We start from the raw sequence: 23,055 nt of genomic DNA on the forward strand, positions 1-23,055 counted from the left end.
AAAATGTCCCTAACAGGGGCATTTTTTGTATGAGCAGGCGGTGCTAAGACTACAATAAGTGATTGACATATCGCTAACCTGTAACTATAATGATTACAATAAGTTGGTGTAACTATATTAGTTACATGATTTCCCTGAATCTACACTTAAAACGACGATTAAATGCTTGGAAATGAATCGAACTTCGGCTTGAAATGCCATGATGCTGTATTTACTTAGAAGGAGGCGTTTTATGATGTCTTATCCATTACCTATTGATGCTGCCGCTCAGATTGGCACTGTACGCTTGAAAGTTAGAGATTTGGAGAAATCACTTCAATTTTACCGTGAAACAGTGGGTTTTCAGGTGCTTAAACAATATGATCAGACCGTAGAGCTTACTGCGAATGGCAAACAATCGCTGTTAATTCTCGATGCTAACCCTGAATACCGCGTCCTGCGGGAAATGTCCGTATCGGGCTTGTACCATTTTGCCATACTGCTGCCGGATCGTGTGTCCTTGGGACTGGCCCTGCGGAACCTGGTCAAGCATCAAATCCCTGTGGGGCAAGGAGATCATTTGGTCAGTGAAGCCCTTTATTTCAACGACCCGGACGGAAATGGAATTGAAATCTATGCAGACCGTCCACGTGAGACGTGGCAGAAGGATAGCGGCGGGGAATATGTTATGACCACCGACACGGTGGATGTTGACAGTCTGCTGACTCTCTCTGAATCAGCGGAGTGGAACGGATTGCCTGCAGGAACACGGATTGGGCATGTTCACTTTCATGTGGGCGATTTGCAGAAGGCAGAGCAATTCTATACCCAGGTGCTTGGTTTTGAAGTGACCGCGCATTATGGTAAGGCTGCTCTATTTATCGCTGCTGGAGGTTATCATCACCACATTGGCCTTAATCTGTGGGCAGGGGCGGGAGCACCACCGGCACCGGAGGATGCGGTTGGCATTCGTTACTTCACGACAACGCTGCCGGACGCATCTGCGCTCGAGGCGGTCGTAAGCCGTCTTGAGGAAGCTAATGTTCCTTATGAGCGGGAGCTTAGTGGCATTTCCCTGCATGACCCCTTTGGCATCGGCATCAAGCTTGAGGTTGTTGCAGCCTAATTCGTTTGTCATGATGGAATGGTTGGCCCTTTCTTTCGTCCTGTTTCTTCCTCTATAATGGATTTAGCAAGAAGTCTACGGAGAAAGGACGGACCGTCATGAAACTGTTCCCGCAGCTTGAGACAGAACGCTTTATTCTCAGAAAGCTAACTTCGGAAGACGCCGCAGATCTCTTTAAATACTTCTCGACGGATGAAGTGACTAAATATTATGACTTGGAACGATTTGTAGAGCTTCGGCAGGCGGAGGAACTGATTCAGACCTGGAACAGTCGCTACACAGAGCGTCGAGGCTATCGCTGGGCCATCATCGTCAAATCGAAGAGCAGCCGGGTGATTGGCACCTGCGGATTTCATAACTGGTCCAAGACGCATCAGAAGGCCGAGGTCGGTTATGAGCTAGATCCTGCCTATTGGGGGCAGGGCGTCATGAGCGAGGTGCTGCAAGAGGTGTTGCGCTTTGGGTTTGAGGATCGGGGACTGCATCGGGTGGAAGCCTTTATTGATCCGGATAATATCCGGTCCCGTTATTTGCTGGAGAAGGTGGGCTTCTACGAGGAAGGTTACTTGAAGGAATGCTTCTTCGAGAAGAATCAGTTCGTGGATGCCGTTCTATTCGCTTTACTTAAGAAGCAATATCAAGACAGGTTGCAACGTTAGTGTAATCAAAGAGCTTTGTCCTTGACCTTTACGGGCCTGGGACAAAGCTCTTCTTGTTATATATCAACCTTGCGGAACTCCTCCCGATAAATCTGTTCGACTCGTTCCAGTACGGGCTTGGCTAATGTTCTGAAGGGAAGCGACTGAATTTTCCCTTTGATAATGAATACATCGCTCTTACTTCGGTGTTCCCCTAAGGCAGAGTCAAACAGCAGTCCGGCTCCGTGCGTTGGGGGTGGGGTAAAGCGCATGAGCGGCTCCAGCCAGATGGGTAGTCCGGACTTTTGACCTTTACGAACCGTATTGTTATTACCTGGATCAACGCTGCGAATGAGAATGCCCTCCTTGGCCAGCGATGGCGCTAGTGCCTCCGTCCATAATGACAGTGCTAGCTTGGAAGCGGCGTAAGGCCCCAGCATCTTGCGGAACTTTAGCGGATGTTCCAGTTGTTCAAACTCAAATGTTTTGAGCATGTTGAGTGCGGAGGAGGAGGTATTTATTACCGTTTTGAGTTGGCCCTTCAGTAGCAGTTCCTTAAGCTCCATAGTGATAAGGTAAGGCACGATAGTTAGAAGCTCATAGTGGGTCTCCCGACCTTGCGGCGTATAAGTAAGCTCGGGAAAGCTCTGTCCGGCATTATTAAAGATCACGTCGATGAACGGCTCGCTCTCCCGAACCTTCTGGAGTGTCCGCCGCAAGCTATTATAATCGGCAAGATCAGCCACCTTATAAATTCGCAGTTGTCCCTGATTCACCGCTTGTTGCAGCAGCCTGTCGCCAGATGGGACCTCAGATCGATTCAAGGCCACGACCTGCCAGCCTTCATGGAGCAGTTTTCTGGTTAATTCCAGTCCGATTCCCGAATTGGCCCCCGTAATTAAGGCAACTTGATGCTTGGTATCATATTGCATAACCTATCCCTCCTGTTCAATAATCAGCGTATAAGCTTATATTCCTCTGTATAAACTTGCTGGAGCCGTTCAAGTAGTGGTTCGGAATAGGCTCTGAAAGGCAGCGACTGAATCTTTCCTTTGTTCACAAATACACCTGTCTGGCCCCGATGTTCCCCAAAGGCACCGTCAAGCAGCAGGCTGGCTCCATGCGTTGGGGGGGCGAAGAAATAGCGCATAATCGGCTCCAGCCAGATGGGTAGCCCGGATTGTTTGCCTTTGCGGAGTGTATTATTGCTTCCTGGGTCCACACTGCGAATGAGAATGCCCTCCTTGGCCAGCCATGGTGCTACGGCCTCCGTCCATAGCGATAACCCCAACTTGGAGGCGGCGTAAGGCCCCAACAATTTGCGGAACTTCTTCGGACGCTCCAATTGTTCAAGATCAAAGGATTTAATCATATTCAGGGCAGTGGATGAGGTGTTAATGACGGTTTTAAGATGCCCCTTCAGTAGAAGTTCCTTGAGTTCCATGGTGATGATATACGGAACAACGGTCATGAGCTCGTAGTGCGTTTCCCGGCCCTGACGACTATAGGTAAGTTCGTGGAAGCTTCCTCCGGCATTATTAAAGAGTACGTCGATGAACGATTCCTTCTCACGAACCTCTTGCAGGGCATACCTTAAGCTCTCATAATCAGCCAAATCGCCCACGGTGTAAATACGAAGCTGCCCGCTCTGAACGGCTTGTTGCAACGGTATGTCGCCCGATGGCACCGCAGATCGGTTCAAGGCGATGACCTGCCAGCCTTCTTCCAACAATTTGCGAGTCAATTCCAGTCCGATACCCGAACTGGCCCCTGTAATCAGAGCCACTTGTTCTCTTGTATTTCTAAGCATGTGTATCCCTCCCATGTAATTGAGCAGCATTGTATGGCTGCCAGTAGGGAACAGTGTAGATGTTGGAGTCGGCTCCAAGTCAAGCAGCCCATTCATTCACGTATCAATAAATTTTAAGGCTACTTGACCTGGAGTTAACTCCAAGTTATATAATGACGTCAAGCACACGGTTCGGAATAAGAATAGGCTTTGACTCAACAAAATAAAGGAGGAAGATGGCTATGAGTATGACTCATGCGGACACTGAGGTGTTTTCCATCAAGCAAGCGGCCGAACGCACAGGTCTTTCTGAGGATACAATTCGCTATTATGAGAAGATAGCATTGCTGCCACGTGCCAAGCGGAAGGAAAATGGCCACCGGATTTACTACTCGAAGGATATTGAGACACTTAAGCTGATTGGCTGCCTGAAGAAGACGGGAATGCCACTTGAGGAGATGCGTCCCTTCCTGCAAGTGTCCGTTGATGCAGACCCTGGGGATTATCCGGAACTGGTGGATTTTATGAAAATGCACCGCGAGCATATTGTGGAGCAGATTGTTTCGTTGCAGCAAGTGGTGGACTTTATCGACCTTAAGCTTGTGCAAGGGAGCTACCGTCAGGAGTGTGCGGTCGAAGACCCTAGCACTCATTTGGAACCTGCTGGACAGAAATCCAAGAGCAAAAGCGTGTCTCCCTTAGAGATGGGTTATTTTCCACAGTGAACCTAGTTATTGAACAATTCCTCGACTTTTGCCATAATAAGCGAAATAGACACTCGCCAAGATGAGCTAGCGGCAGGGTTTGAACTTAAAGGAGGAAGCTTCGGTGAAGGGAATCATTACTGTACTGGGCAAGGACAAGGTAGGCATTATCGCAAGGGTATGTACGTATCTGGCGGATAGCGGTGTCAACATTTTGGATATCTCGCAGACGATTGTTCAAGGGTATTTCAACATGATGATGATCGTGGATATTTCGGCGGCATCCAAGGAATTTGAACGGCTGGTAGAGGAACTGCAGGGACTGGGCGAAGCCATTGGCGTAGAAATCAAGCTCCAGCATGAGGATATCTTCAATACGATGCACCGGATCTGAGAAAGGGGAGAGAACACCATGATTTCACGCGTAGAGGTACAGGAAACGAATACAATGATCCGGGAAATGAATCTGGACGTGCGGACGATTACGATGGGCATTAGCCTGATGGATTGCGCGCATGAGGATATGAGCGTATTCAATCAGAAAATATATGATAAAATTACTCGCAGTGCCGAGCATTTGGTGAAGACGGGTGAGGATTTGGAGAAGCAATTTGGCGTGCCGATCGTGAACAAGCGAATCTCGGTGACTCCGATCTCCATCGCCGCAGGCGGGCTCAAGACCGATACATATGTTCCAGTAGCCGAAGCGCTGGATAGAGCGGCCAAGCAGGTGGGCGTCAACTTTATCGGAGGATTTTCGGCGCTGGTACAAAAGGGCTTTACGCAAGGGGATCGCATTCTGATTGATAGCATTCCAGAAGCGTTGGCTGTTACAGAGCGCGTATGCTCTTCGGTCAACGTTGGCTCCTCACGCAGCGGTATCAATATGGATGCGGTCAAACGCATGGGTGAAATCATCATACAGACGGCTGAGCGGACCGCAGATCTGGGATCAATCGGTTGCGCCAAACTGGTTGTGTTCTGTAATGCGGTAGAGGACAACCCGTTCATGGCCGGGGCTTTCCATGGCGTAGGAGAACGGGAATGCGTCATTAACGTAGGAGTCAGCGGTCCTGGTGTAGTGAAGCGGGCGCTGGAGGATGTGAAGGGCAAGGATTTTGAGACCCTTTGCGAAACAATCAAGCGCACGGCCTTCAAGGTGACCCGGGTAGGGCAACTTGTGGCACAGGAAGCCTCCAAGCGGCTTGGCGTTCCCTTTGGCATTATCGATCTATCCCTGGCGCCAACACCCGAAGTTGGTGATTCCATAGCTGAAATCTTTCAGGAAATGGGGCTGGAGGAAGCGGGGGCTCCCGGTACTACGGCGGCACTGGCTATTCTGAACGATAACGTGAAGAAGGGCGGCGTTATGGCTTCTTCTTATGTAGGTGGCCTTAGCGGTGCCTTCATCCCCGTTAGTGAGGATCATGGCATGATTGAAGCGGTACAGCGCGGTGCGTTGACGCTTGAGAAGCTCGAAGCCATGACTTGTGTCTGCTCCGTAGGCCTGGACATGATCGCTATTCCAGGTAGTACAAGTAGTGCCACTATTTCCGGTATCATTGCTGATGAAGCAGCCATCGGCATGGTTAACAACAAAACGACCGCTGTGCGGATTATTCCGGTGATTGGTAAGGAAGTGGGCGAGATTGTTGAGTTTGGTGGATTGCTGGGCTATGCGCCCGTTATGCCAGTGAACAGCTTCAACTGTGCCCCATTCATCCAACGTGGTGGACGTATTCCGGCACCGATTCATAGCTTTAAGAACTAGGCGGGATAGATGATGAAGAAAACGATCGGACTGCTGGCCCATGTGGATGCAGGCAAGACTACGTTTGCCGAAGCATTGCTCTACCATACGCAAACGATTCGTAGCCGGGGGCGGGTCGATCACCGGGATGCTTTTCTGGATAGTCATGAGATTGAGAAAGCACGGGGCATTACCGTCTTTGCCGACCAGGCGGAGATGCACTATGGGAACTCGACGTATTATTTACTGGATACCCCAGGGCACGTTGATTTCTCGGCTGAAATGGAGCGAGCCTTGCAGGTGCTGGATTATGCAGTAATCATCATCAGCGCGGTGGAGAGCGTAGAGGGACATACGGAGACGGTGTGGCAATTATTGCGCAGCTATGGCATTCCGACGTTTCTGTTTATCAATAAGATTGACCGTACAGGTGCGGACCCGGAGCAGGTGCTAAGCGACATCTGCCAGGAGTTGTCTCCGAATGTACTGGATTTACGCGGCTGGAGTTGTGAGGAACCGCTACAGGATACCCAAAAAGTCTGGATGGCGGAGCGAGATGACAAGCTGTTGGAAGCCTATCTGGAAGGAACCCTGTCTGACGAAGCGTGGCGTGCTGAATTGATCAGGCTGATCCAGGAAGGGCAGGTGTTTCCTTGCTTGCAAGGGTCTGCGCTACTGGATCAAGGCATTGCCGAATTTTTGAAAATGCTGGATAACCTGACCGTAACCACTTATGATGGAGAACTCCCCTTCGGCGGGAGAGTACACAAAATTCGTTACGATGAGCAAGGGACGCGGATTACCTTCATCAAGGCCTTGCAAGGAAGGCTTAGGGTCCGGGAACTCCTGGAATATGGACCGGAGACCGATCGCCAGAAGGATAAGATTACATCTATCCGTAAGTATAACGGTGGAGGTTACGTCCAAGTTGAAGAGGTAGAGGCGGGCGACTTGTTCGCTGTCATTGGACTTGGCGCAGCGGCTCCCGGCGAAGGCTTGGGCGTATGTCTGGATACGGTGGACACGGAACTGATTCCGACCTTGCAATCTCGTGTGGAGTTTGAGCCACCACTTCATATTAAAGAGGTGCTTGGTGTATTTCGTCAACTGGATGCTGAAGACCCCACACTGGGTACTCGTTGGGATGAGGCGCTGCAAGAGCTTCATGTTCATGTCATGGGCAACATCCATCTGGAGGTATTGCAGCAGGTGTTGCTGGAGCGATTCGGCATGCGGGTTACTTTCGGCGCTCCGGAAATATTGTATAAGGAGACTATCGCCGGACCTGTATCTGGCTGTGGTCATTTTGAGCCGCTCGGTCATTATGCAGAGATTCATCTGCGGCTAGAGCCTGCGGTTAGAAATAGCGGTGTTGTCTTCGTCAATGCTTGTCATCCCGACGATCTTGTCACTGGCTATCAGCATTTGGTCGGTCAGCATGTACTGGAGCAGGAGCATCATGGCCTGCTGACAGGTGCGCCACTAACCGATGTGGCGATTACCCTGTTAACCGGCCGGGCACATAATAAGCATACCAGCGGGGGAGACTTTCGCGAGGCTACGTTTCGTGCAATACGTCAAGGGCTAGAGCAGGCAGAGAATATTCTACTTGAGCCGGTGTATCATTTCAAAATCAAGGTTAGTCTTGAATACCTGGGCAAAATCTTAACCGATATCCAGCAGGCGCACGGTCGATTTGAAGCTCCGGAGACCTCCGAGTCTACGGCAAGCCTCACTGGAGTCGTCCCAGTAGCAACTTTCATGAATTACAGTACGGAGTTAGCTTCGTTAACACACGGAAAAGGGGCATTATCGCTGAAATTCGGTGGATATGAGCCATGCCATCAGGCAGAAGAGGCCATCGCCCGGCGAAATTATGATAAGAATGCGGACCCGGCTTATACCTCAACATCTATATTTTGCTCCAAGGGTCAAGGTTATGCTGTATCTTGGGATGAAGCAGAGAGTCATATGCATGTAACGCTGCATGATAACAAGAGAAGTAGTTCAAGAGATTAATAAAACATAATAAATGTTATGTTAACTTGGACGTAAAGATGTTAATTGGACGACAATAGGAGGGACGCCACTTGGCATCGCCTCCTATTTGGTTTACAGCTCGTGTAGTTGGGAAAGAGCGACCTCTTGTTCATTTTCAGGTTGACCTAGCGGATAAATTCGTGCAGTCTTGTTTTGCTCGTCGACATGCTGAATATAGATGGGAACTCCGTCACAAGTGACTTCTACCATAGTAGGGGAAGCAACAATGTCTTTGGCACGCTGGCTATTCATGGATTCATTCCTCCAAAGTTGTATTGTAGGGCATGCTTAGGTTATCCGGCCCAATCTAGCTCTATGCGCTTTCTGTCGTTGTGTTATAATAAAGCCCAATGTTTGATGAAATACATGCTCTGATCCTTATAATTTATGCCATGAATTAATGGTTAGTATAATTTGATTGATGGAGGCTTAACAGTCATGGAAATCCACAACTTGCTCAAAACAGCATCGCGAGAAGAGCTGAGACAATGGCTGGAAGAACACGCGGGAACGGAGAAAGCCTGCTGGGTTGTAGTTAGCATGACCCCAGTTTCTGATAAGCTTTTATATCTGGACGTAGTTGAGGAAGCTTTATGCTTTGGCTGGATTGATGGCATAAAGAAGAAGCTGCCTGAAGGGGATCTGGCCCAGCGTATATCTCCGAGAAGTAACAAAAGCTCATGGACGGAATTAAATAAAGAACGAGCTCGTCGTCTTGAGAAGCTTGGACTGATGAGAGAGCAGGGCAGGCTGGTGCTCCCGGATATGGACCCGAATTCTTTTATCATAGATGAATTTTTGTTGGAGCAGCTAAAAGCCGATGATCAGACCTATCAAAATTTTGTGGCATTCCCGAACCTTTATCAGAGAATTCGCATTGATACGATTCAAAGCTACAAAAATCAGCCAGACGTATTCCATAGCAGACTTGAGAAGTTCCTGAAGTATACTCGTGAAAATAAAATGTATGGCCAATGGCATGATGATGGGCGGCTATTAAAAAATTGATGGTTAACACTAAACGAATTGAAGTTTGTGATTTGCAGCTTGGCCGGAGGAGTGATGATCTGTTGAGATCATTGCTTATTTATTATTACGTAAAATAATAATTTGACGAATAATTATATAGTAATTATAATGGAACTATCAGGAGGTGTGCATTTTTATGGATAAAGCCGCTAAAGCGCACTATATGAGCCGAATTGACGATAAGCTGATTGATTTACCTTGGTATGTTAATGAATACATAGATACGCGCAAGCGGAAATTATCGCACACGACGCTGCTGAATTATTGCCACGACTTTATTATTTTTTTTGATTGGCTGGTGGCTGAGAAGTTTGTGGCCCCTACTCGCAAGGACGTGGAACTTTCGGTATTAGAAAAGTTGACGGCTCGTGAGATCGAGAGTTTTCTTACTTACCTGGAGTATCAGCTAAATAATTCTAAATATACGATTAACCGCAAGCTCTCAGCGTTAAAGTCACTATTTGATTATTTGCAAAATAAAGCTGAAACTGAAGCTCTAGAGCCTTATCTTATGCGAAACGTGATGGCCAAAATTGAATTTAATGCCATGAAAGAAAGCCAAGAAACCATTGCCAATCGTATTGAGGGTAAAATTCTTCGGTCAGATGATTTTGAATTGTTCCGGCAGTTTGTCGCCTATGATTTTGGTGTTCAGAACCGGGAGAATAAACGACTTTATCGGTTTCATGAGTTTAATCGGGAACGTGACACGGCCATCGTTTCTCTGATTCTTGGCTCCGGACTCCGGTTATCGGAAGTTGCCGGGATTAACCTTGAAGACCTGGATATGAATAAGGGTCAGGTGCGGGTCATTCGTAAAGGCAATAAGGAACAATACGTTTATTTTAGTCAGCAGGCATTGGCGGATTTGAACGATTATTTGATCATCCGTGAGTCCAGGTATAAGCCGGAGAAATCAGAGACGTTTTTGTTTATGGCAGCGCCAATCGGGCGCAAAGGCATGAACCGGCGATTAACGCCGCGGGCCATTGAGAAGCTGATTGAGAAATACGCAACAGCCTTTGGAAAGCCAGCACTGACCGTGCATTCCTTGCGACATTCCTTTGCGACAAGATACCACCAGGAGAACAATGACGTACCACGGCTGAAGAACCAACTGGGTCATGCCTCTATTCAAACGACGATGATCTATACGCATTTAACAGATGAAGAGATGAGAACGGCTGTGAACAATATGGATCAAATTAAAGAATAGAAAAGACGGAAGACTAACATTAATAAAAATGCTCAGTCTTTTCTATTTTACTTATGACTATTTCACAAAACCCGTATTTTGTACATATATATTATAAATGTTATTCAACCTTATTCTATAAGAATTTTAATTTAGTGTCATACATTATATAGCTCTATTTTCACTTTGTTTTTTTATAAGTTCCCGTATCCCACTAACCTTAACTTGATATGGTTAGCTGACAAAGACAGCTGATCATTTTCTGTGACCAGCTGTCTGTCTTCTTACAATTATTTTTGGATGTCCCGACGGATTTAGGGGCTGGATATGGTCACTCGCTTCTCAGTCATATATTATAAAAAACTGTTTGGCCGTTTAGGAATGGTTTGCAAAGATGTTCAATCAGACCTGATATATTTTCACGTATCCACTTATGCTTATTTTTTTGGCTTATTATAAACGTATAGTATCCAACTATCGCCAAAAACATGAATGCCTCTAATTGCTCGACGTCTACTCTTTTTGGAATAATATTCGTGTAGCCAGATAGTAACGCATCTCGCATCTCGCCTTTAGTCATTAAGGTGCCCATAGCGATGTCCATCATGTAATATCCAAAACCCGATAAACCAAAGTCAATGAAGGATATCCCCTTTGATGTGAGGATTAAGTTGCTGTAGTTTATGTCAGCGTGGATGAACCCCCATGTATCCTTCGTTTTGTTCCATTCTTTCATACGAGCGTTTATTAACAAAAATGTATTTTTAATAATATGAAATTCTCTTGATGTGATGATTCCGATTTCTTCACCTAATCGCAATTTAGTTAACATGGTATTCGTCCACTCTATTCCATATTCTGGTCTTATAAAACATGAGCCATGTTGATAACTCAGCGAAAATCGATGCAAATTGGCTATATTTGTTCCAAAGGTATTAACCGTTTCCTCACTGTTAAAATCTTGCTTAGACATGGTTTCCCCAAAAATCCATTTTAATACTGAACAATGTACTTCTTCATCTTCAACGATAACGGTTGTTATTAGTTCATCGTTTTGATTTGGAACAGGGTTTTGAACAGGTAATTCAGAATGAGACGACCAAGCAATCAGATATTCTAATTCCGATAGAATGGCCTCACGTGTATTTTGTACACCCTGCATGTTTTTCGTAATGGGTTTATGCATTCGCAACAGGTAAGTATCTTCAGATCCCTTTTCTGTTAACTTGTATGTAATGTTTTCATTATGACGAATCAATTCGACAATAGGGTCAGTAAAAGAATATTGCAGTAAGACTTCCTTAAAACACTTAGTATAGTCCATAGAACATCACCGTATACCGTGCCTTCCTCGGAAATGGTCTGCATCCAGGATTTTCTTTAGCTTCAACAAAAATAATGCTATCCTTCTCGCCGTTCAGGTCATCGACAGAGCAATTCAGGTCAATAGCAAGTTGTGATTGCACAATGAACAGCATTTCTTTTTTTGTCATTATCATCGTTACTCTTCCTTTCGCTTCTGGGACGCAACGATGCGCGTCGATTGTCCAATGTGATTATTCTGAACGTAATTATGCGGGACTTATCCCTTCATCCCCTATCATGTTGCGCTTGCGCCGCTGTGATTAATTAAGCAGACTTGTGTCTCACAAAAAAGAGATAAGCCTGCTTAATTACATTTCAAGATAAAGATATACGTAGTAAACCCGCTATTTCTTTTTTACCGGTATCCAGATTTCACCTTGGGTATGCTCTGCCATTCCATAGTACATTTCAAAATTCGGAGCTTCTACCTGTTCGTATTCAGATGTTGGAAACCACTCGGAGTATATCCGTTCCCATAGTTTTTGCAAAGCGCATTGTGGATCGGGAAAGATAGCCCAAGTCAATGCTGGGACCGTAAGTTTTGTAAATCCTTCGGGAATTTCGAATCCCTTAGGTACATGATAGCATATCATGTATTTCAGGGCTTCTGCAGTATGATCATATAATGCGGCGTGTAATACGTTGTTACTAAACCTTCCGAGCAATTCGTTCATCCGTTCAACACTGCCATCATCGTCACATTTTTGGCGGAATAGAGGTACTTCAGCAAAGGCGGTTTGTCTGTCTGAATGAATAAGGCCATAGACTCCGAACATTTCAAACGATTTTTTTGGTTCAATACGGTAATTCATTTCGATATCTCCTTTAATTGAAATATGAAAGGACATTCGAGGATAGGCTTTTAGAGAAACGCCTTTATCACGCGCAGATATTGGCATAACTCCATGGAGATTTTTGAACGCACGGGCAAACGCTTCTGGCGAATCATAACCATATTTCATAGCCACATCAATAACTTTAATATCCGATGTCTGTAGTTCAAATGCTGCCAAGGTCAACCGCCGACGTCGAATATATTCAGATAACGATACCCCTGTAATGAATGGAAACATCCTTTGAAAATGATAAGTAGAGCAACAAGCTCTCCGCGCTATTTCATCATATGAGATCTTGTCTGCCAGATTTGCTTCGATATACTCCATAGCGTCCTTCATGTTGTCCAACCAATCCATCGTTTCCCCTCCCTTCAAGTTAAAATTTATCGTAATTTAAAAAGAAAATCCGTGCATTTGCTGCACGAAAAAGTCAGTGCATATAGTATTACTTTGGATATGAAGTTACAATATTCCAATGTACTTATTATTTCAATCATATCATGTCTGCTATTTTTAGCTGTATCAATCTACATTTTTACTACATTATATAAAATATAAAGAAACCCAATCCCCTCGGGATTGGGTTTCTAACATAACTAACAGCCGATTAAATCCGTACCACGTACCAACTCAAGAACGTCACCATCTTTACCTATTTCAAATATTTAACCAGACCCGACCAGAATGCCGAGTAATGCTCCCACTCCATGAATTCCATAGAGCCCCAGTGAGGCGAGCAATCGCTGGCGAAGGCTGCGGTTTTCCCTTCCCCAAAGGTGCCGACTGTAAGGATGGCATCCTCTTTATGACCAAGCAACACTTTAGCGTCTGCTTTGGCAGCGAGCTTATTATAACCTAATAACCGTGGCCATTCTCCAAAGTCCACCAAGGGATGCGTCTCTGCAACCGTTGGAGCAAAGCCTTCCGGCATTTCAACCCGATCATCCCCTTGCTGCATAATGACCGGCAGTACGTCGGACAATACGGTATTGGCATAATTCGCCTTGCCCTCAATGCCCATAAAGGTTAAGTAACCGCCAACCATCAGCAGCCCTCCCCCTTCAGCAACAAATTGTTGAATATGATTCAGGGCATTCGGGATAATCTCCATTTGATAGAAGGTTGGGTTTTGCAGCAAGAATGTGTTCGCACCTACATCACTAATTACAATGGCATCATAAGCTTTAAGCTCTTCTAGGGACTTGGGAAAACGAACCTGAACCTCATGAGCAGGCATATAGGTAACCTCAATCCCCTGCTCTCTCAAGCAAGACAATAGATAGGTTGCTCCTTCTTCATACTTTGTTGATGTAAAGCTATCATATCCCTTGGTATGGATCATATGAACCACCCAGGATTCCCCTACAAATAATATTTTCATGTTCGTCTCCCTCCGTGTCTTCACTTCGCATGTAGAATGGACTTTATTGCCGAATTAAGCTTCCTCGACCCCACACCAGTCGATCGTCGTCTTCGCTATCATCTTCACGGCTTGAATAAGCTCCTCTAAGGGGATGAATTCGTCACTGTGATGAGCCAGACTTGGATCGCCTGGGCCAAAGTTAATTGTCGGGATGCCTACGTTAACCGGCCAGCCCATGTCCGTATGGAAGCCCAGGCCCTCGATGATGCCTTCTTCCCCAACGGATTTTAAAGACTGTACACAGGTTTGGACAAAGGGATGAGCAACGTCCGTTTCTGCGCAGTCCGCATCCACCATCCATTCAATTTCTGGCAGATGCTCACTTAACCAAGGGTCCTGCATGGCTGTCTCGCGTATAAATTCGATTAATTCCTTCTTCACATTTCCCCCGACCAGCTTCTCATCGCGCTCTCTGGGCAGATACTGTGCGTTAAATACGATCTCTGCCTCATTAGCGAAGGACGTTGGATATTCTCCGGCATTTAGTTGAGCCACATGCACCTGGCAAGGAATCGACAGGTAAGGGTGTGTCTTGGTCGCCGCCCAGCGTTCATTCAGGCGGTCAAAGGCTTCCAGTATGACCCGTGCTTTTTTGATGGCATCTACAGCCCCTCCATCCTTCCAGTCGGCTTGCGGCATCTCAATATGTCCGCTACGCCCTTGAATACGGATTTTCCCCCACAAGATTCCTCTGCACAACGGCGCAATAGTCAGCGAGGTGGGTTCGGTCAGAATGCAAGCGTCCGTTCTGTATCCATGGTGGATAAAATCCAGCGCGCCCATCCCGCCAGCCTCTTCATCAACAACGGTACCTACAACGACAGGTCCCTTCAATTTCAGGCCGCTGCGCAGCACAGCCTCTACGGCCATAATCATGGCAGCAACGCCGCCCTTCATATCCACAGTACCGCGGCCGTACATCTTGCCGTCAATGATCGTCCCCTCGAACGGGTCAACGGACCATTTGGACCCTGCCATCACCACATCGATATGTCCGAAGAGCAACAGTGATTTGCCCGCTGTCCCCTTTCCGAAGGTCCCGGCTAAGTTAGGGCGTCCTGTAAAGTCTCTTCCTGGATAATAACCCGCCATGCCTTCATATTGCTTTAGCTCATCACTATCGGGCTCCCACATCTCGATTTCTGCACCCAGCCCCTCAAGCTTGCTTGAGATCAATTGCTGTAGTTCCTTCTCCTTGGAAGGAGCAGGTTCGTCAAAGAACCATGGATTAACGCTGGGAATTTGAATAAGCTGCTGTAAAAATGTAATAATTTCTTCCTGGTGCTCGTCAATCCAGTTCATTACCTGTTGTTCATGCGTCATGTGCTTCTCCTTTACTTGAATCGAATAGTATCTCCATTAGTGAAATCGACCCATGGGTTAATCATCTCATCGCCAAAGGCATCCTTCTTCTTCTCGATAGCGAATAGATAACGGGCATCTGCAGATGCCGGGTAAGCTGGACTATGCCAGACCCCTCGGTTGATAACGATGGCTTGTCCGGGTTTAATAAGGAAGCACTTCACAGTATTTGAATCTGGCTGCTCCTCTGGATTGCTGATATCTTTGCAGAGAGCCACTGGCTGGATAATCTCCCGATCAAAGGTAAGCAACAATTCTTCCCGGCTCACATGCCGCTCCATAGCCGATACGATGAACTCACGTTGTCTGGTCTCTACGAGGCCAAATCCAATGGGTTCTGATACGTCCAGCATTTGGATATAGCTCCAGCAATCCCAGCCATCCCCCTCTTTGGAGGGGGCGGCCGCCGGGATATCAACCACTTTACCGTACGGCGCAAAGCCTTCAGGTGATAAGTTCTCTATTTGCACTTGAATTTCCATAGTTATTGACCCTTTCAGCAGCCAGGATTAAAAATCAAAGCTGTCCACATTTTCATTTGTTATTTCAAGCATGCCGATAAAAACATTGGAGCCATCTACCTTAACAGCACCTACATTCGGAATTTCCATGCCATCCTGAATTTCATTGCCTTGCGCTAATTGATCCAGAACATAGACGGTAGTATAAGCAAGCTTGCCTGGGTCCCAAATAATACTCGTCTTCATCGTGTCGTTCTTGATATAATTCTTCACTACGCTCGGAACAGCGATGCCTGTAATGGCGACCTGACCTTGCTCTAATGTCCCGGCATTTACAGCTTGTTCAACAACCTCTGCAGCAGCCGGAGGTTCGCCACCCGCAAAGCCTATAATTCCTCTTAAATCCGGATAAGTCTGGATCAGGTTCTGGGCATTGGCGTACGCTTTCTGCTGATCATCATCACTGGATACGGTGGTGACCAGTTCGATGTCTGGATAGTTAGCCGTAAAATAAGCCTTGGCTGCATCGGATTTGGCAATTTGGTTTTGTGAGCCCAGTCCGGCAACCATGAACGCGACCTTGCCTTTTCCACCTATCTCTTCACCAATGGTTTGCGCCAGAAGCTCGCCAATCTCTTCGTCCGTAGCCGGTGCTACGTAATACTGACGGTCCGTATCTGGAGCATCGCTGTCCCAGGTCACAATTTGTACATTCTGTTCTTTTGCCTTTTTGAATACGGGACCTACTGCTTTAGCATCGTTGGGAGATACGCCGATTCCGCTTACCTTGCGTGTCAGCATATCCTGTATCATATTGATCTGCTTCGAGGAGTCTGCTTCAGTAGGTGCATTAAATACCACCTCTACTTTCAAATCTTCGGCAGCCTGTTTGGCGCCTTTCTCCGCAGCCGCCCAATAAGCAGGACCTATCGATTTAGGATTAATGAAGTAGGTTTTTGCTCCCGAAGCAGGAGAATTTCCACCTGTACCCGTTTGTGTGTTTGCAGAATTGCCGCAAGCAGCCAAGCTCAATGATAGTAGACCTGTCAGTAATGCCAATGTTGTTTTTTTCATAGGATTCACTCTCCACTAAATTTTTTATTGCTTACTGCAAGCAGTAGTAGCGCGCCTAAGATAACGGCTTGATACAATACGGAAACACCTAGCAAATTGAGTCCATTGCGCAAAAATACAATAATCAGTAGCCCGACAAAGGTTCCGGTAAGGCTCCCCCTCCCTCCAAAAATATGTGTACCTCCTATTAAAGTAGCTGTAATAACATCCAGCTCTATATTGGTACCTGATGTCGCTTCAGCACTGGCCAGCCGCGACACCAGGAATACACCCGCAATGGCCGAGAACAATCCGCTTAGCATGAACAGAATGAATCGAATACGAGTGACGGATATACCCGAATAACGCACCACTTCCTCGTTATTACCGATTCCGTACACGTAACTGCCAAACCGCGTTTTGTTCATGAAGAAATTAGCGATGAGAAACAGAATGACGAGCACGATGGCATTGAAGGGAATTCCGGCAATATATTGTTGACCTAGAAAGTAGAAGGAATCCGGAAATCCACTGATGGGCCTGCCCTCATTCATGACGTATACGAGGCCGCGAAGCATGACCAGCATCCCTATCGTGACGACGATGGCCTGCATTCGGTGTCTTGCAATAAGATAGCCATTAATAGCACCGCATACCAGACCTGTGAACAGACCAATCAATACACATAGCCAGATGTTCAGGCCATTTTCAAACCCAACGCCCATCGCCACGGCAGAGAAGGCAAGGATGGAACCCACCGATAAATCCATAGCCCCCGAAATAATGATTAACGTCATCGGTATAGCAATGAGCCCCACCTCTACCATCTGATTCAGGACATTCATGAAATTCGTTACAGAAAGAAAATAGGGAGATAAGAAGCTAAACAAGACCAGAATGAACAATAACAGGAGTAATTGAACGATTAATTTGTTGGTCCGAAGTGCAAGTGGCAGCCGATCTATCCACACTCTCATATTAAATCCCCATCCTTTCTCTTGGATTGCCTTGCCCTTTGCAGTGTATTGATTACGATGGCGAGTATAATCAGGAACCCCGTCGCCGCATCGACCCAAAACGGAGATACCTTAGCTATAATCAGGCCATTCTTCACGATGCCCATGAAGAGGACTCCAAGCATAGTTCCAGCAATAGTACCTACTCCGCCGAAAATGCTTCCTCCGCCAATCAACACCGCAGCCATGACCTCAAAGGAGAGCGAATTGCCCGCCGTTGACGCCTGCACACTTCCCACCTTGGCGGCGAATATGACCGAAGCGATGCCCACCAGCATCCCGGTAAAGACATACACCATGAATTTGGTCCTGGCTGCATTGATTCCTGCCAGCTTTGCGGCAGAAGAGTTGCCGCCAACCGCATAGATTCTTCGGCCTGCACGGCTGTAGAGCAAGAGGTAAACGAATATAGCGATCAAGAGTATGGCAACAAGCAGAGGAAAGGAGATCCCCAGGAAGGTGCCTTGTCCAAAGAAGCGAAAACCTGGCGGGAAATTATTCATCCATGTTCCCCCGCTGATGCCAACAGCTATTCCGCGAAATATATACATCGTAGCCAAGGTAACAATAATATCCGGGATTTTTCTGTAGGCTATAAAATATCCATTCACCATTCCGCAGAGAACGCCGATGCCAATGCCCAGCATAGCGGCTACCCACGGGGGCATGCCATGATTCAAGAATATTCCGACCGAGGTCGCGGTTACAGCCAGAACGGAACCCACCGATAAGTCCATACCTCCGAGCAAAATGACCATCGTCATCCCGATCGCTACAATAAACATAGAGATATTTTGATCCAGAATAAGCCTGAAATTATCCAGTTGGAGGAAGTCGGGAGTAACGAGGGAAAATAAGACAATAACGAGTAAGGTGAAAATAAGAATAGGCGCTTCGTGTACACTGAGCAAACGTTTCATAACACGTCTCCTTCCATACGGGGGTGGGACGCTCGCTGCAGCAATTGTTCCTGATCGGCTTCACCGTGAGCAAATGTGTGTACGATGTCACCTTTGTATAACACCAATATCCGGTCACTCATCCCGAGCACCTCAGGCATTTCAGAAGAAATCAGCAGGATGCTTAGTCCTTCTTCGGCCAGTTTGTGGATGATGCTGTAAATTTCGGCTTTAGCCCCTACGTCCACACCGCGAGTAGGCTCTTCTAATATAAGAATATCGGGCTTGGCAGCGAGCCATTTGCCAATCACAACCTTCTGCTGATTGCCTCCGCTTAAATAATCTACGGCTTGCTCATCATGGGGCGCTTTGATTCTGAGCTTGTTCATATATTCACTGCTCACCTGCTGAATGGCCGTATTGTTCAAGGCCAGACCTTTGGATAAGCTAGGCAACAGCGTAAACGTAATATTTTTGCGTATAGACATCGGCTTGATAATTCCCTGACGATGTCTGTCAGGCGGGACATAGGCCAGTTTATGATCTTTTGCATCGCGGGGAGTAGCGATCTGCACGGGCTTCCCATTTATAACGATCTCCCCGGTGCCCCGCTTAAGACCAAATAGACGCTCTGCTACCGTGTGAGAACCGGAGCCTGGAATTCCAAATAGCCCGAGAATTTCCCCTTTCCTGAGTTCGAAACTGATTTTGTGTTCTGCATCTAATGACATATTGCTAACCTTAAGAATGACCTCTTCATCATGTGGCTGCTGGCGAATCGGGTACAACTGCTGAACTTCCTTGCCGACCATCATTTGAATTAACTGCTGCTCTGTGACTTCATCAATGCTTTTAGTATCAATTTTCTGTCCATCTCTGAGCACGGTTACCTTGTCTGCAATTTCAAATATTTCCTTCATCCGGTGGGAAACATAAACGATGGCTACTCCCTGCGACCTCAAATGATGGATGACTTCGAACATTTTTTTGACTTCATTTTCAGGAAGGGCAGCCGACGGCTCGTCCATAATTAACACATCGGCTTTGAAGGAGAGCGCTTTGGCAATCTCAACCACCTGCTGGCTGTGTACGCCGAGATGACGAACCTCCTGCCGGACGTCGAGATCACTGCCCCCGATGGAATTGATTAGCGCTTGTGCCTCCTCTATCATCTTGGACCACTTTATGCGGCCGAAGGGTCCAGTCATTTCAGGCCGATCGATGAAGATATTTTCCGCTACGGAGAGATTCGAGAATAAGTTGAACTCCTGGTGGATGATAGATACACCTTGACGCTGGGCATCGAGCGTGCCGCGGAAGGCAACCTCCTCCCCCTTAAGCCTGATCGTGCCCTGGGTGGGAGCGTATACGCCGGAGAGGATTTTCATAAGTGTGGACTTTCCCGCACCATTCTCACCCATTAAGGCGTGAACTTCCCCCGGAAAGAGTTCGAAATCGACCGATTCCAAGGCTTTTACCCCGGGGAACTCTTTGCTGATGCCTTCCATCGTTAATACAGGTCGATTCATCTAAACCCCTCCTCTGCATGTTTTGGATAACTTTAACAAGACCAAGCGTTAATATATCAAAGTGTGAGGTTGTGCGACATCCTTCCTGACGGAGAATGTCCTTATGGCATCTATGTGTTTCTTGCTTCACCTTACGTTATGTTTCTACTTGATTAAGGAAGGAACGAATGCTGCTCTGGGCAGGGATGGAATCATAGGCACCGGCAGCGGATACGGCCAGGGCAGAAGCAGCGGTAGCATAGCGAAGACTTTCTTTAAGCTCAGTACCCCCGAAGTAGCTGGCCATGAACGCTCCAATAAATGTATCACCGGCAGCGGTAGAGTCGACCGAAGGCACGGAAAATGCAGGAGTTTCAATCCAATTACCCGACCGATCCAGGTAGACTGATCCCCGGCTACCCAGCGTTACAATCACATGCTGAGTGCCTTGCTCCAGTAAGTATTGAGCCGCTTGACGAGCTGAATCGACATCATGTACTGGCACCCCGGCAAGTTCCTCCGCCTCCACCTCGTTTACAATCAGATAAGTAATATGACCAAGCAGGTCGCGATCAAAGCCGGTCATAGGGGCCGGATTGACACACACAGGAACTGCTGCCTCGCTAGCCAATTGGAGCACCTTCGCGTTAACTCGTCCGGGAATTTCATTTTGCAATAGAATCACATCGTAATCAGACCAATTTATCGGCTTCATATCTTGTTCTTCATATCTATAATTTGCTTCTGGAGAAAGAATAATGCAGTTCTCTCCTGAGGCGTTTATCGTAATGAGGGCCATTCCGGTTGTTCCTTGCTTGGATACGATATATTGTGTATTGATTTGGTTCTTCTCCAATCCATTACGTATATCTCCAGCAAAGACATCTGTGCCAAGCGCTCCTGCCATATCTACCTTGGCGCCGGACCTAGAGGCAGCACAAGCCTGATTTGCTCCTTTTCCGCCAATGTGAAGGCCACTCCCCATGCCGTGAATGGTTTCACCAGGCTTCGGAAGCTCTCCAACCCTTGTTACAATATCCATGTTCATGCTGCCTACAACCAGAATGTTGGACATGGTATTCTCCTATCTGCTATTTCAGCTTTTTGACTGACCCGCGTTTGATAAGTTCTACGTCAAGCACGACCTTCTTCAACTTGGATGGGTCGCTTGTGCGCCCCTTAATCTTCTGAATGAGAATCTCTGTTGCGCTAACCCCCATCTCCCTGGTAGGTCTGCTCACAATGGTTACCCGAGGCTGAACAAATTGAGCTAGCTCATTATCATCAAAACCGATTAAAGAAATATCCTCGCCTATAACCAGGTTCAAATCCCGAATAGCCTTGATTACACCCGTGCATATCACGTTGTTCGCTGCAAAAATTGCGGTTGGTGGTTGCTCCGAACGCATCAGCTCTGTGGCGAAGCGATATCCATCCTCCTCCAGCCATTTTCCTTGCTTGTGGTATTCTGGAGCGGGCTTGATTCCACTCTCGTGCAGTGCCTGGTGATACCCCCAATAACGATCTTTGCCATCATTAAAATCATGAGAACCGTCAATAATCGCTATTCGCTCGTGCCCGAACTCTACAAAATGCTTGACCGCCTCATAAGCCCCGCGGAAGTTATCAATGATTACACCATCATGTCCACAGTCATTGATATAACGATCCACCAATATGGCAGGTTTGCGGATGTTTCTATAAAAGTTAGCTTCCTTATGAGTCCCGATTAAGATGATTCCGTCAACGTTTCGTCCCAGAAAACCTTCAAAGAACTCTTCTTCTTCAGCTTCATCCTCGTAGGTTGAGACCACCAGAGTTGAATATCCTTCCTTCTTGGCTGCTTCTACAGTGCCACCAATAACAGCCGTGTAAAATGGGTTTTGGATTTCTGGCACAACCACGGCTAGCATATGAGTTCGCTTATTAACCATGGATGCAGCCATTGCATTCGGTACAAAGTTGACCTCTTCAATAATTTTCAAAATTTTCTTCCGCGTTGCTTCGCTAACCCGGTCCCGTCCGTTGATGGCTCGCGATACGGTGGCCACTGACACATTAGCCAATCGGGCTATGTCCTTAATCGTGATTTCTTTATCTTCCATCGTCCCACCCTTGTCATAACGTTTACGCAAAACCCAGTCGTACAGTCAAAAGGATTTGTGAAGGAATGTCTCCTCTTTTGCAAAAACGTTTACTCAATTTCTGACTTCATTTTAGTACAGCTTTTCCGGGATTACAATAGTTTAATTTAAAAAAATAATAATAAAAACGCTTACAACTCAAATATATAACGTATATATGTCATGTATTTGGATTTATATGGGACTAAAATGAGCTATTTAATTGTTTTGTGTTATGTTTAGTGACATACAAATGAATTGATAAATGATTTGATCAGATGACTTAAACTTATAAAGCGTAGATTTATTTCGAGGCAAATAAGTTGTAAAAACGTTTACGCACAATATGTTCTATATTTTTCCTGACTAGCCGTAAATTAATGTAAGAAGGCTTGCTCGTCTATAACGACGGGCAAGCCTTCTTGAACTTTATAGTTTAGTATGGATGGGTATTTCTGATTTACGGCCAGCTTCAACCTTGTACGATGGTGGATACGGCATGTTTGTAGACCATGCTTTGCTTCCCTATTTGCGTATTAACCAAGATCACAAATTTATCAAAAGCCGCAATCTTCCCCTTAATGGGAACACCATTTTTCGTAATGATCGTACAAAGAGTTTGTTCCTTTTTTAAACTGTTTAATAGCTTGTCTTGATTAATATCGAATTCTGATTCATGTCTGGGCATTTGAATTTTTCCTCTCTCTCTGTCTAATAAGGATAGGTTTGCGTTCTTATGCCCATTGTAACATAGGGATG

24 protein-coding genes are annotated in these 23,055 nt (G+C 46.5%); 8 read left to right on the top strand and 16 right to left on the bottom strand.

The genetic code is table 11. The annotated features are described in order from the left end of the window. Positions 1-235: 235 nt before the first annotated feature. Together BN3279_RS19285 and BN3279_RS19290 are read left to right on the top strand one after the other, a co-directional pair. Positions 236-1,105, top strand: a complete 870-nt coding sequence (locus BN3279_RS19285; protein ID WP_059053081.1) for a VOC family protein — start codon at positions 236-238, stop codon at positions 1,103-1,105. Positions 1,106-1,203: 98 nt separating this feature from the next. Beyond that, positions 1,204-1,764 carry a GNAT family N-acetyltransferase gene (locus tag BN3279_RS19290; RefSeq protein WP_059053083.1) on the top strand — a complete coding sequence of 187 codons (561 nt, stop codon included), beginning with the start codon at positions 1,204-1,206 and terminating at the stop codon, positions 1,762-1,764. A 56-nt stretch (positions 1,765-1,820) separates the two neighbouring features. Here the strand turns inward: BN3279_RS19290 and BN3279_RS19295 are convergent, their stop codons facing one another. Continuing rightward, positions 1,821-2,675, bottom strand: a complete 855-nt coding sequence (locus BN3279_RS19295; RefSeq protein ID WP_059053086.1) for an SDR family NAD(P)-dependent oxidoreductase — start codon at positions 2,673-2,675, stop codon at positions 1,821-1,823. Positions 2,676-2,698: 23 nt separating this feature from the next. Continuing rightward, a complete protein-coding gene (locus BN3279_RS19300; RefSeq protein ID WP_059053088.1) occupies positions 2,699-3,553 on the bottom strand; it encodes an SDR family NAD(P)-dependent oxidoreductase in 855 nt (284 codons plus the stop codon). Positions 3,554-3,774: 221 nt separating this feature from the next. Here BN3279_RS19300 and BN3279_RS19305 point away from each other — a divergent pair, with 221 nt between their 5' ends. From BN3279_RS19305 to BN3279_RS19320, 4 genes are all read left to right on the top strand, one after another. Next, entirely contained in the window at positions 3,775-4,257 is a 483-nt protein-coding gene (locus BN3279_RS19305; protein ID WP_059053090.1) for a MerR family transcriptional regulator, read from the top strand. Positions 4,258-4,360: 103 nt separating this feature from the next. Continuing rightward, positions 4,361-4,630 (top strand): ACT domain-containing protein, encoded by a 270-nt coding sequence (locus tag BN3279_RS19310; RefSeq protein WP_018753935.1) that lies wholly within the window; start codon positions 4,361-4,363, stop codon positions 4,628-4,630. 18 nt (positions 4,631-4,648) lie between these two features. Then, positions 4,649-6,007: a PFL family protein gene (locus BN3279_RS19315; RefSeq protein ID WP_059053091.1), complete on the top strand. Its 1,359-nt coding sequence runs from the start codon at positions 4,649-4,651 to the stop codon at positions 6,005-6,007. A 9-nt stretch (positions 6,008-6,016) separates the two neighbouring features. Continuing rightward, positions 6,017-8,005 (top strand): GTP-binding protein, encoded by a 1,989-nt coding sequence (locus BN3279_RS19320; protein ID WP_392396879.1) that lies wholly within the window; start codon positions 6,017-6,019, stop codon positions 8,003-8,005. A 93-nt stretch (positions 8,006-8,098) separates the two neighbouring features. Here BN3279_RS19320 and BN3279_RS19325 read toward each other — a convergent pair whose 3' ends face one another. After that, positions 8,099-8,278 (bottom strand): small acid-soluble spore protein H, encoded by a 180-nt coding sequence (locus BN3279_RS19325; protein WP_018753937.1) that lies wholly within the window; start codon positions 8,276-8,278, stop codon positions 8,099-8,101. A gap of 186 nt (positions 8,279-8,464) precedes the next feature. On the opposite strand from BN3279_RS19325, the gene BN3279_RS19330 reads away from it, so the two are divergent. After that, on the top strand, positions 8,465-9,034 hold the full coding sequence (locus BN3279_RS19330; protein ID WP_059053094.1) for a YdeI/OmpD-associated family protein: 570 nt from the start codon (positions 8,465-8,467) through the stop codon (positions 9,032-9,034). A 157-nt stretch (positions 9,035-9,191) separates the two neighbouring features. Then, the gene (gene xerS, locus BN3279_RS19335; RefSeq protein WP_059053096.1) at positions 9,192-10,271 is read left to right on the top strand and encodes a tyrosine recombinase XerS; all 1,080 of its coding nucleotides are present in this window, start codon (positions 9,192-9,194) and stop codon (positions 10,269-10,271) included. A gap of 325 nt (positions 10,272-10,596) precedes the next feature. On the opposite strand, the gene BN3279_RS19340 is transcribed toward xerS, so the two are convergent. From BN3279_RS19340 to hfq, 13 genes are all read right to left on the bottom strand, one after another. Further along, entirely contained in the window at positions 10,597-11,574 is a 978-nt protein-coding gene (locus tag BN3279_RS19340; RefSeq protein WP_059053098.1) for a phosphotransferase enzyme family protein, read from the bottom strand. Further along, complete coding sequence (locus BN3279_RS19345) at positions 11,561-11,749, bottom strand: hypothetical protein (protein WP_059053100.1); 189 nt, start codon at positions 11,747-11,749, stop codon at positions 11,561-11,563. Before BN3279_RS19345 ends, BN3279_RS19340 begins: the two co-directional genes overlap by 14 nt. A gap of 210 nt (positions 11,750-11,959) precedes the next feature. Then, a complete protein-coding gene (locus BN3279_RS19350) occupies positions 11,960-12,808 on the bottom strand; it encodes an AraC family transcriptional regulator (protein WP_059053102.1) in 849 nt (282 codons plus the stop codon). Positions 12,809-13,103: 295 nt separating this feature from the next. Then, positions 13,104-13,832, bottom strand: a complete 729-nt coding sequence (locus BN3279_RS19355; RefSeq protein WP_059053104.1) for a glutamine amidotransferase — start codon at positions 13,830-13,832, stop codon at positions 13,104-13,106. A gap of 54 nt (positions 13,833-13,886) precedes the next feature. Continuing rightward, the gene (locus tag BN3279_RS19360; protein ID WP_059053105.1) at positions 13,887-15,197 is read right to left on the bottom strand and encodes an ArgE/DapE family deacylase; all 1,311 of its coding nucleotides are present in this window, start codon (positions 15,195-15,197) and stop codon (positions 13,887-13,889) included. A gap of 11 nt (positions 15,198-15,208) precedes the next feature. Then, positions 15,209-15,718, bottom strand: coding sequence for an ureidoglycolate lyase (locus tag BN3279_RS19365; protein WP_059053107.1), 510 nt, complete (start codon positions 15,716-15,718; stop codon positions 15,209-15,211). Positions 15,719-15,745: 27 nt separating this feature from the next. Then, positions 15,746-16,771 (bottom strand): autoinducer 2 ABC transporter substrate-binding protein, encoded by a 1,026-nt coding sequence (locus BN3279_RS19370; protein ID WP_059053108.1) that lies wholly within the window; start codon positions 16,769-16,771, stop codon positions 15,746-15,748. A 5-nt stretch (positions 16,772-16,776) separates the two neighbouring features. Then, positions 16,777-17,727 carry an ABC transporter permease gene (locus BN3279_RS19375; RefSeq protein ID WP_059053110.1) on the bottom strand — a complete coding sequence of 317 codons (951 nt, stop codon included), beginning with the start codon at positions 17,725-17,727 and terminating at the stop codon, positions 16,777-16,779. After that, the gene (locus tag BN3279_RS19380) at positions 17,724-18,686 is read right to left on the bottom strand and encodes an ABC transporter permease (protein ID WP_059053111.1); all 963 of its coding nucleotides are present in this window, start codon (positions 18,684-18,686) and stop codon (positions 17,724-17,726) included. The genes BN3279_RS19375 and BN3279_RS19380 overlap by 4 nt, the downstream gene beginning before the upstream one ends. Then, a complete protein-coding gene (locus tag BN3279_RS19385; protein ID WP_059053113.1) occupies positions 18,683-20,194 on the bottom strand; it encodes a sugar ABC transporter ATP-binding protein in 1,512 nt (503 codons plus the stop codon). Before BN3279_RS19385 ends, BN3279_RS19380 begins: the two co-directional genes overlap by 4 nt. Positions 20,195-20,330: 136 nt before the next feature. Then, positions 20,331-21,248 carry a ribokinase gene (locus tag BN3279_RS19390; protein WP_059053114.1) on the bottom strand — a complete coding sequence of 306 codons (918 nt, stop codon included), beginning with the start codon at positions 21,246-21,248 and terminating at the stop codon, positions 20,331-20,333. A 16-nt stretch (positions 21,249-21,264) separates the two neighbouring features. Continuing rightward, positions 21,265-22,278: a LacI family DNA-binding transcriptional regulator gene (locus BN3279_RS19395; protein ID WP_059053116.1), complete on the bottom strand. Its 1,014-nt coding sequence runs from the start codon at positions 22,276-22,278 to the stop codon at positions 21,265-21,267. A 490-nt stretch (positions 22,279-22,768) separates the two neighbouring features. Then, positions 22,769-22,984, bottom strand: a complete 216-nt coding sequence (gene hfq, locus BN3279_RS19400) for an RNA chaperone Hfq (protein ID WP_059053120.1) — start codon at positions 22,982-22,984, stop codon at positions 22,769-22,771. Between the last annotated feature and the right edge of the window lie 71 nt (positions 22,985-23,055).

The sequence above is a fragment of the Paenibacillus senegalimassiliensis genome, from assembly GCF_001486585.1.
Taxonomy (GTDB): domain Bacteria; phylum Bacillota; class Bacilli; order Paenibacillales; family Paenibacillaceae; genus Fontibacillus; species Fontibacillus senegalimassiliensis.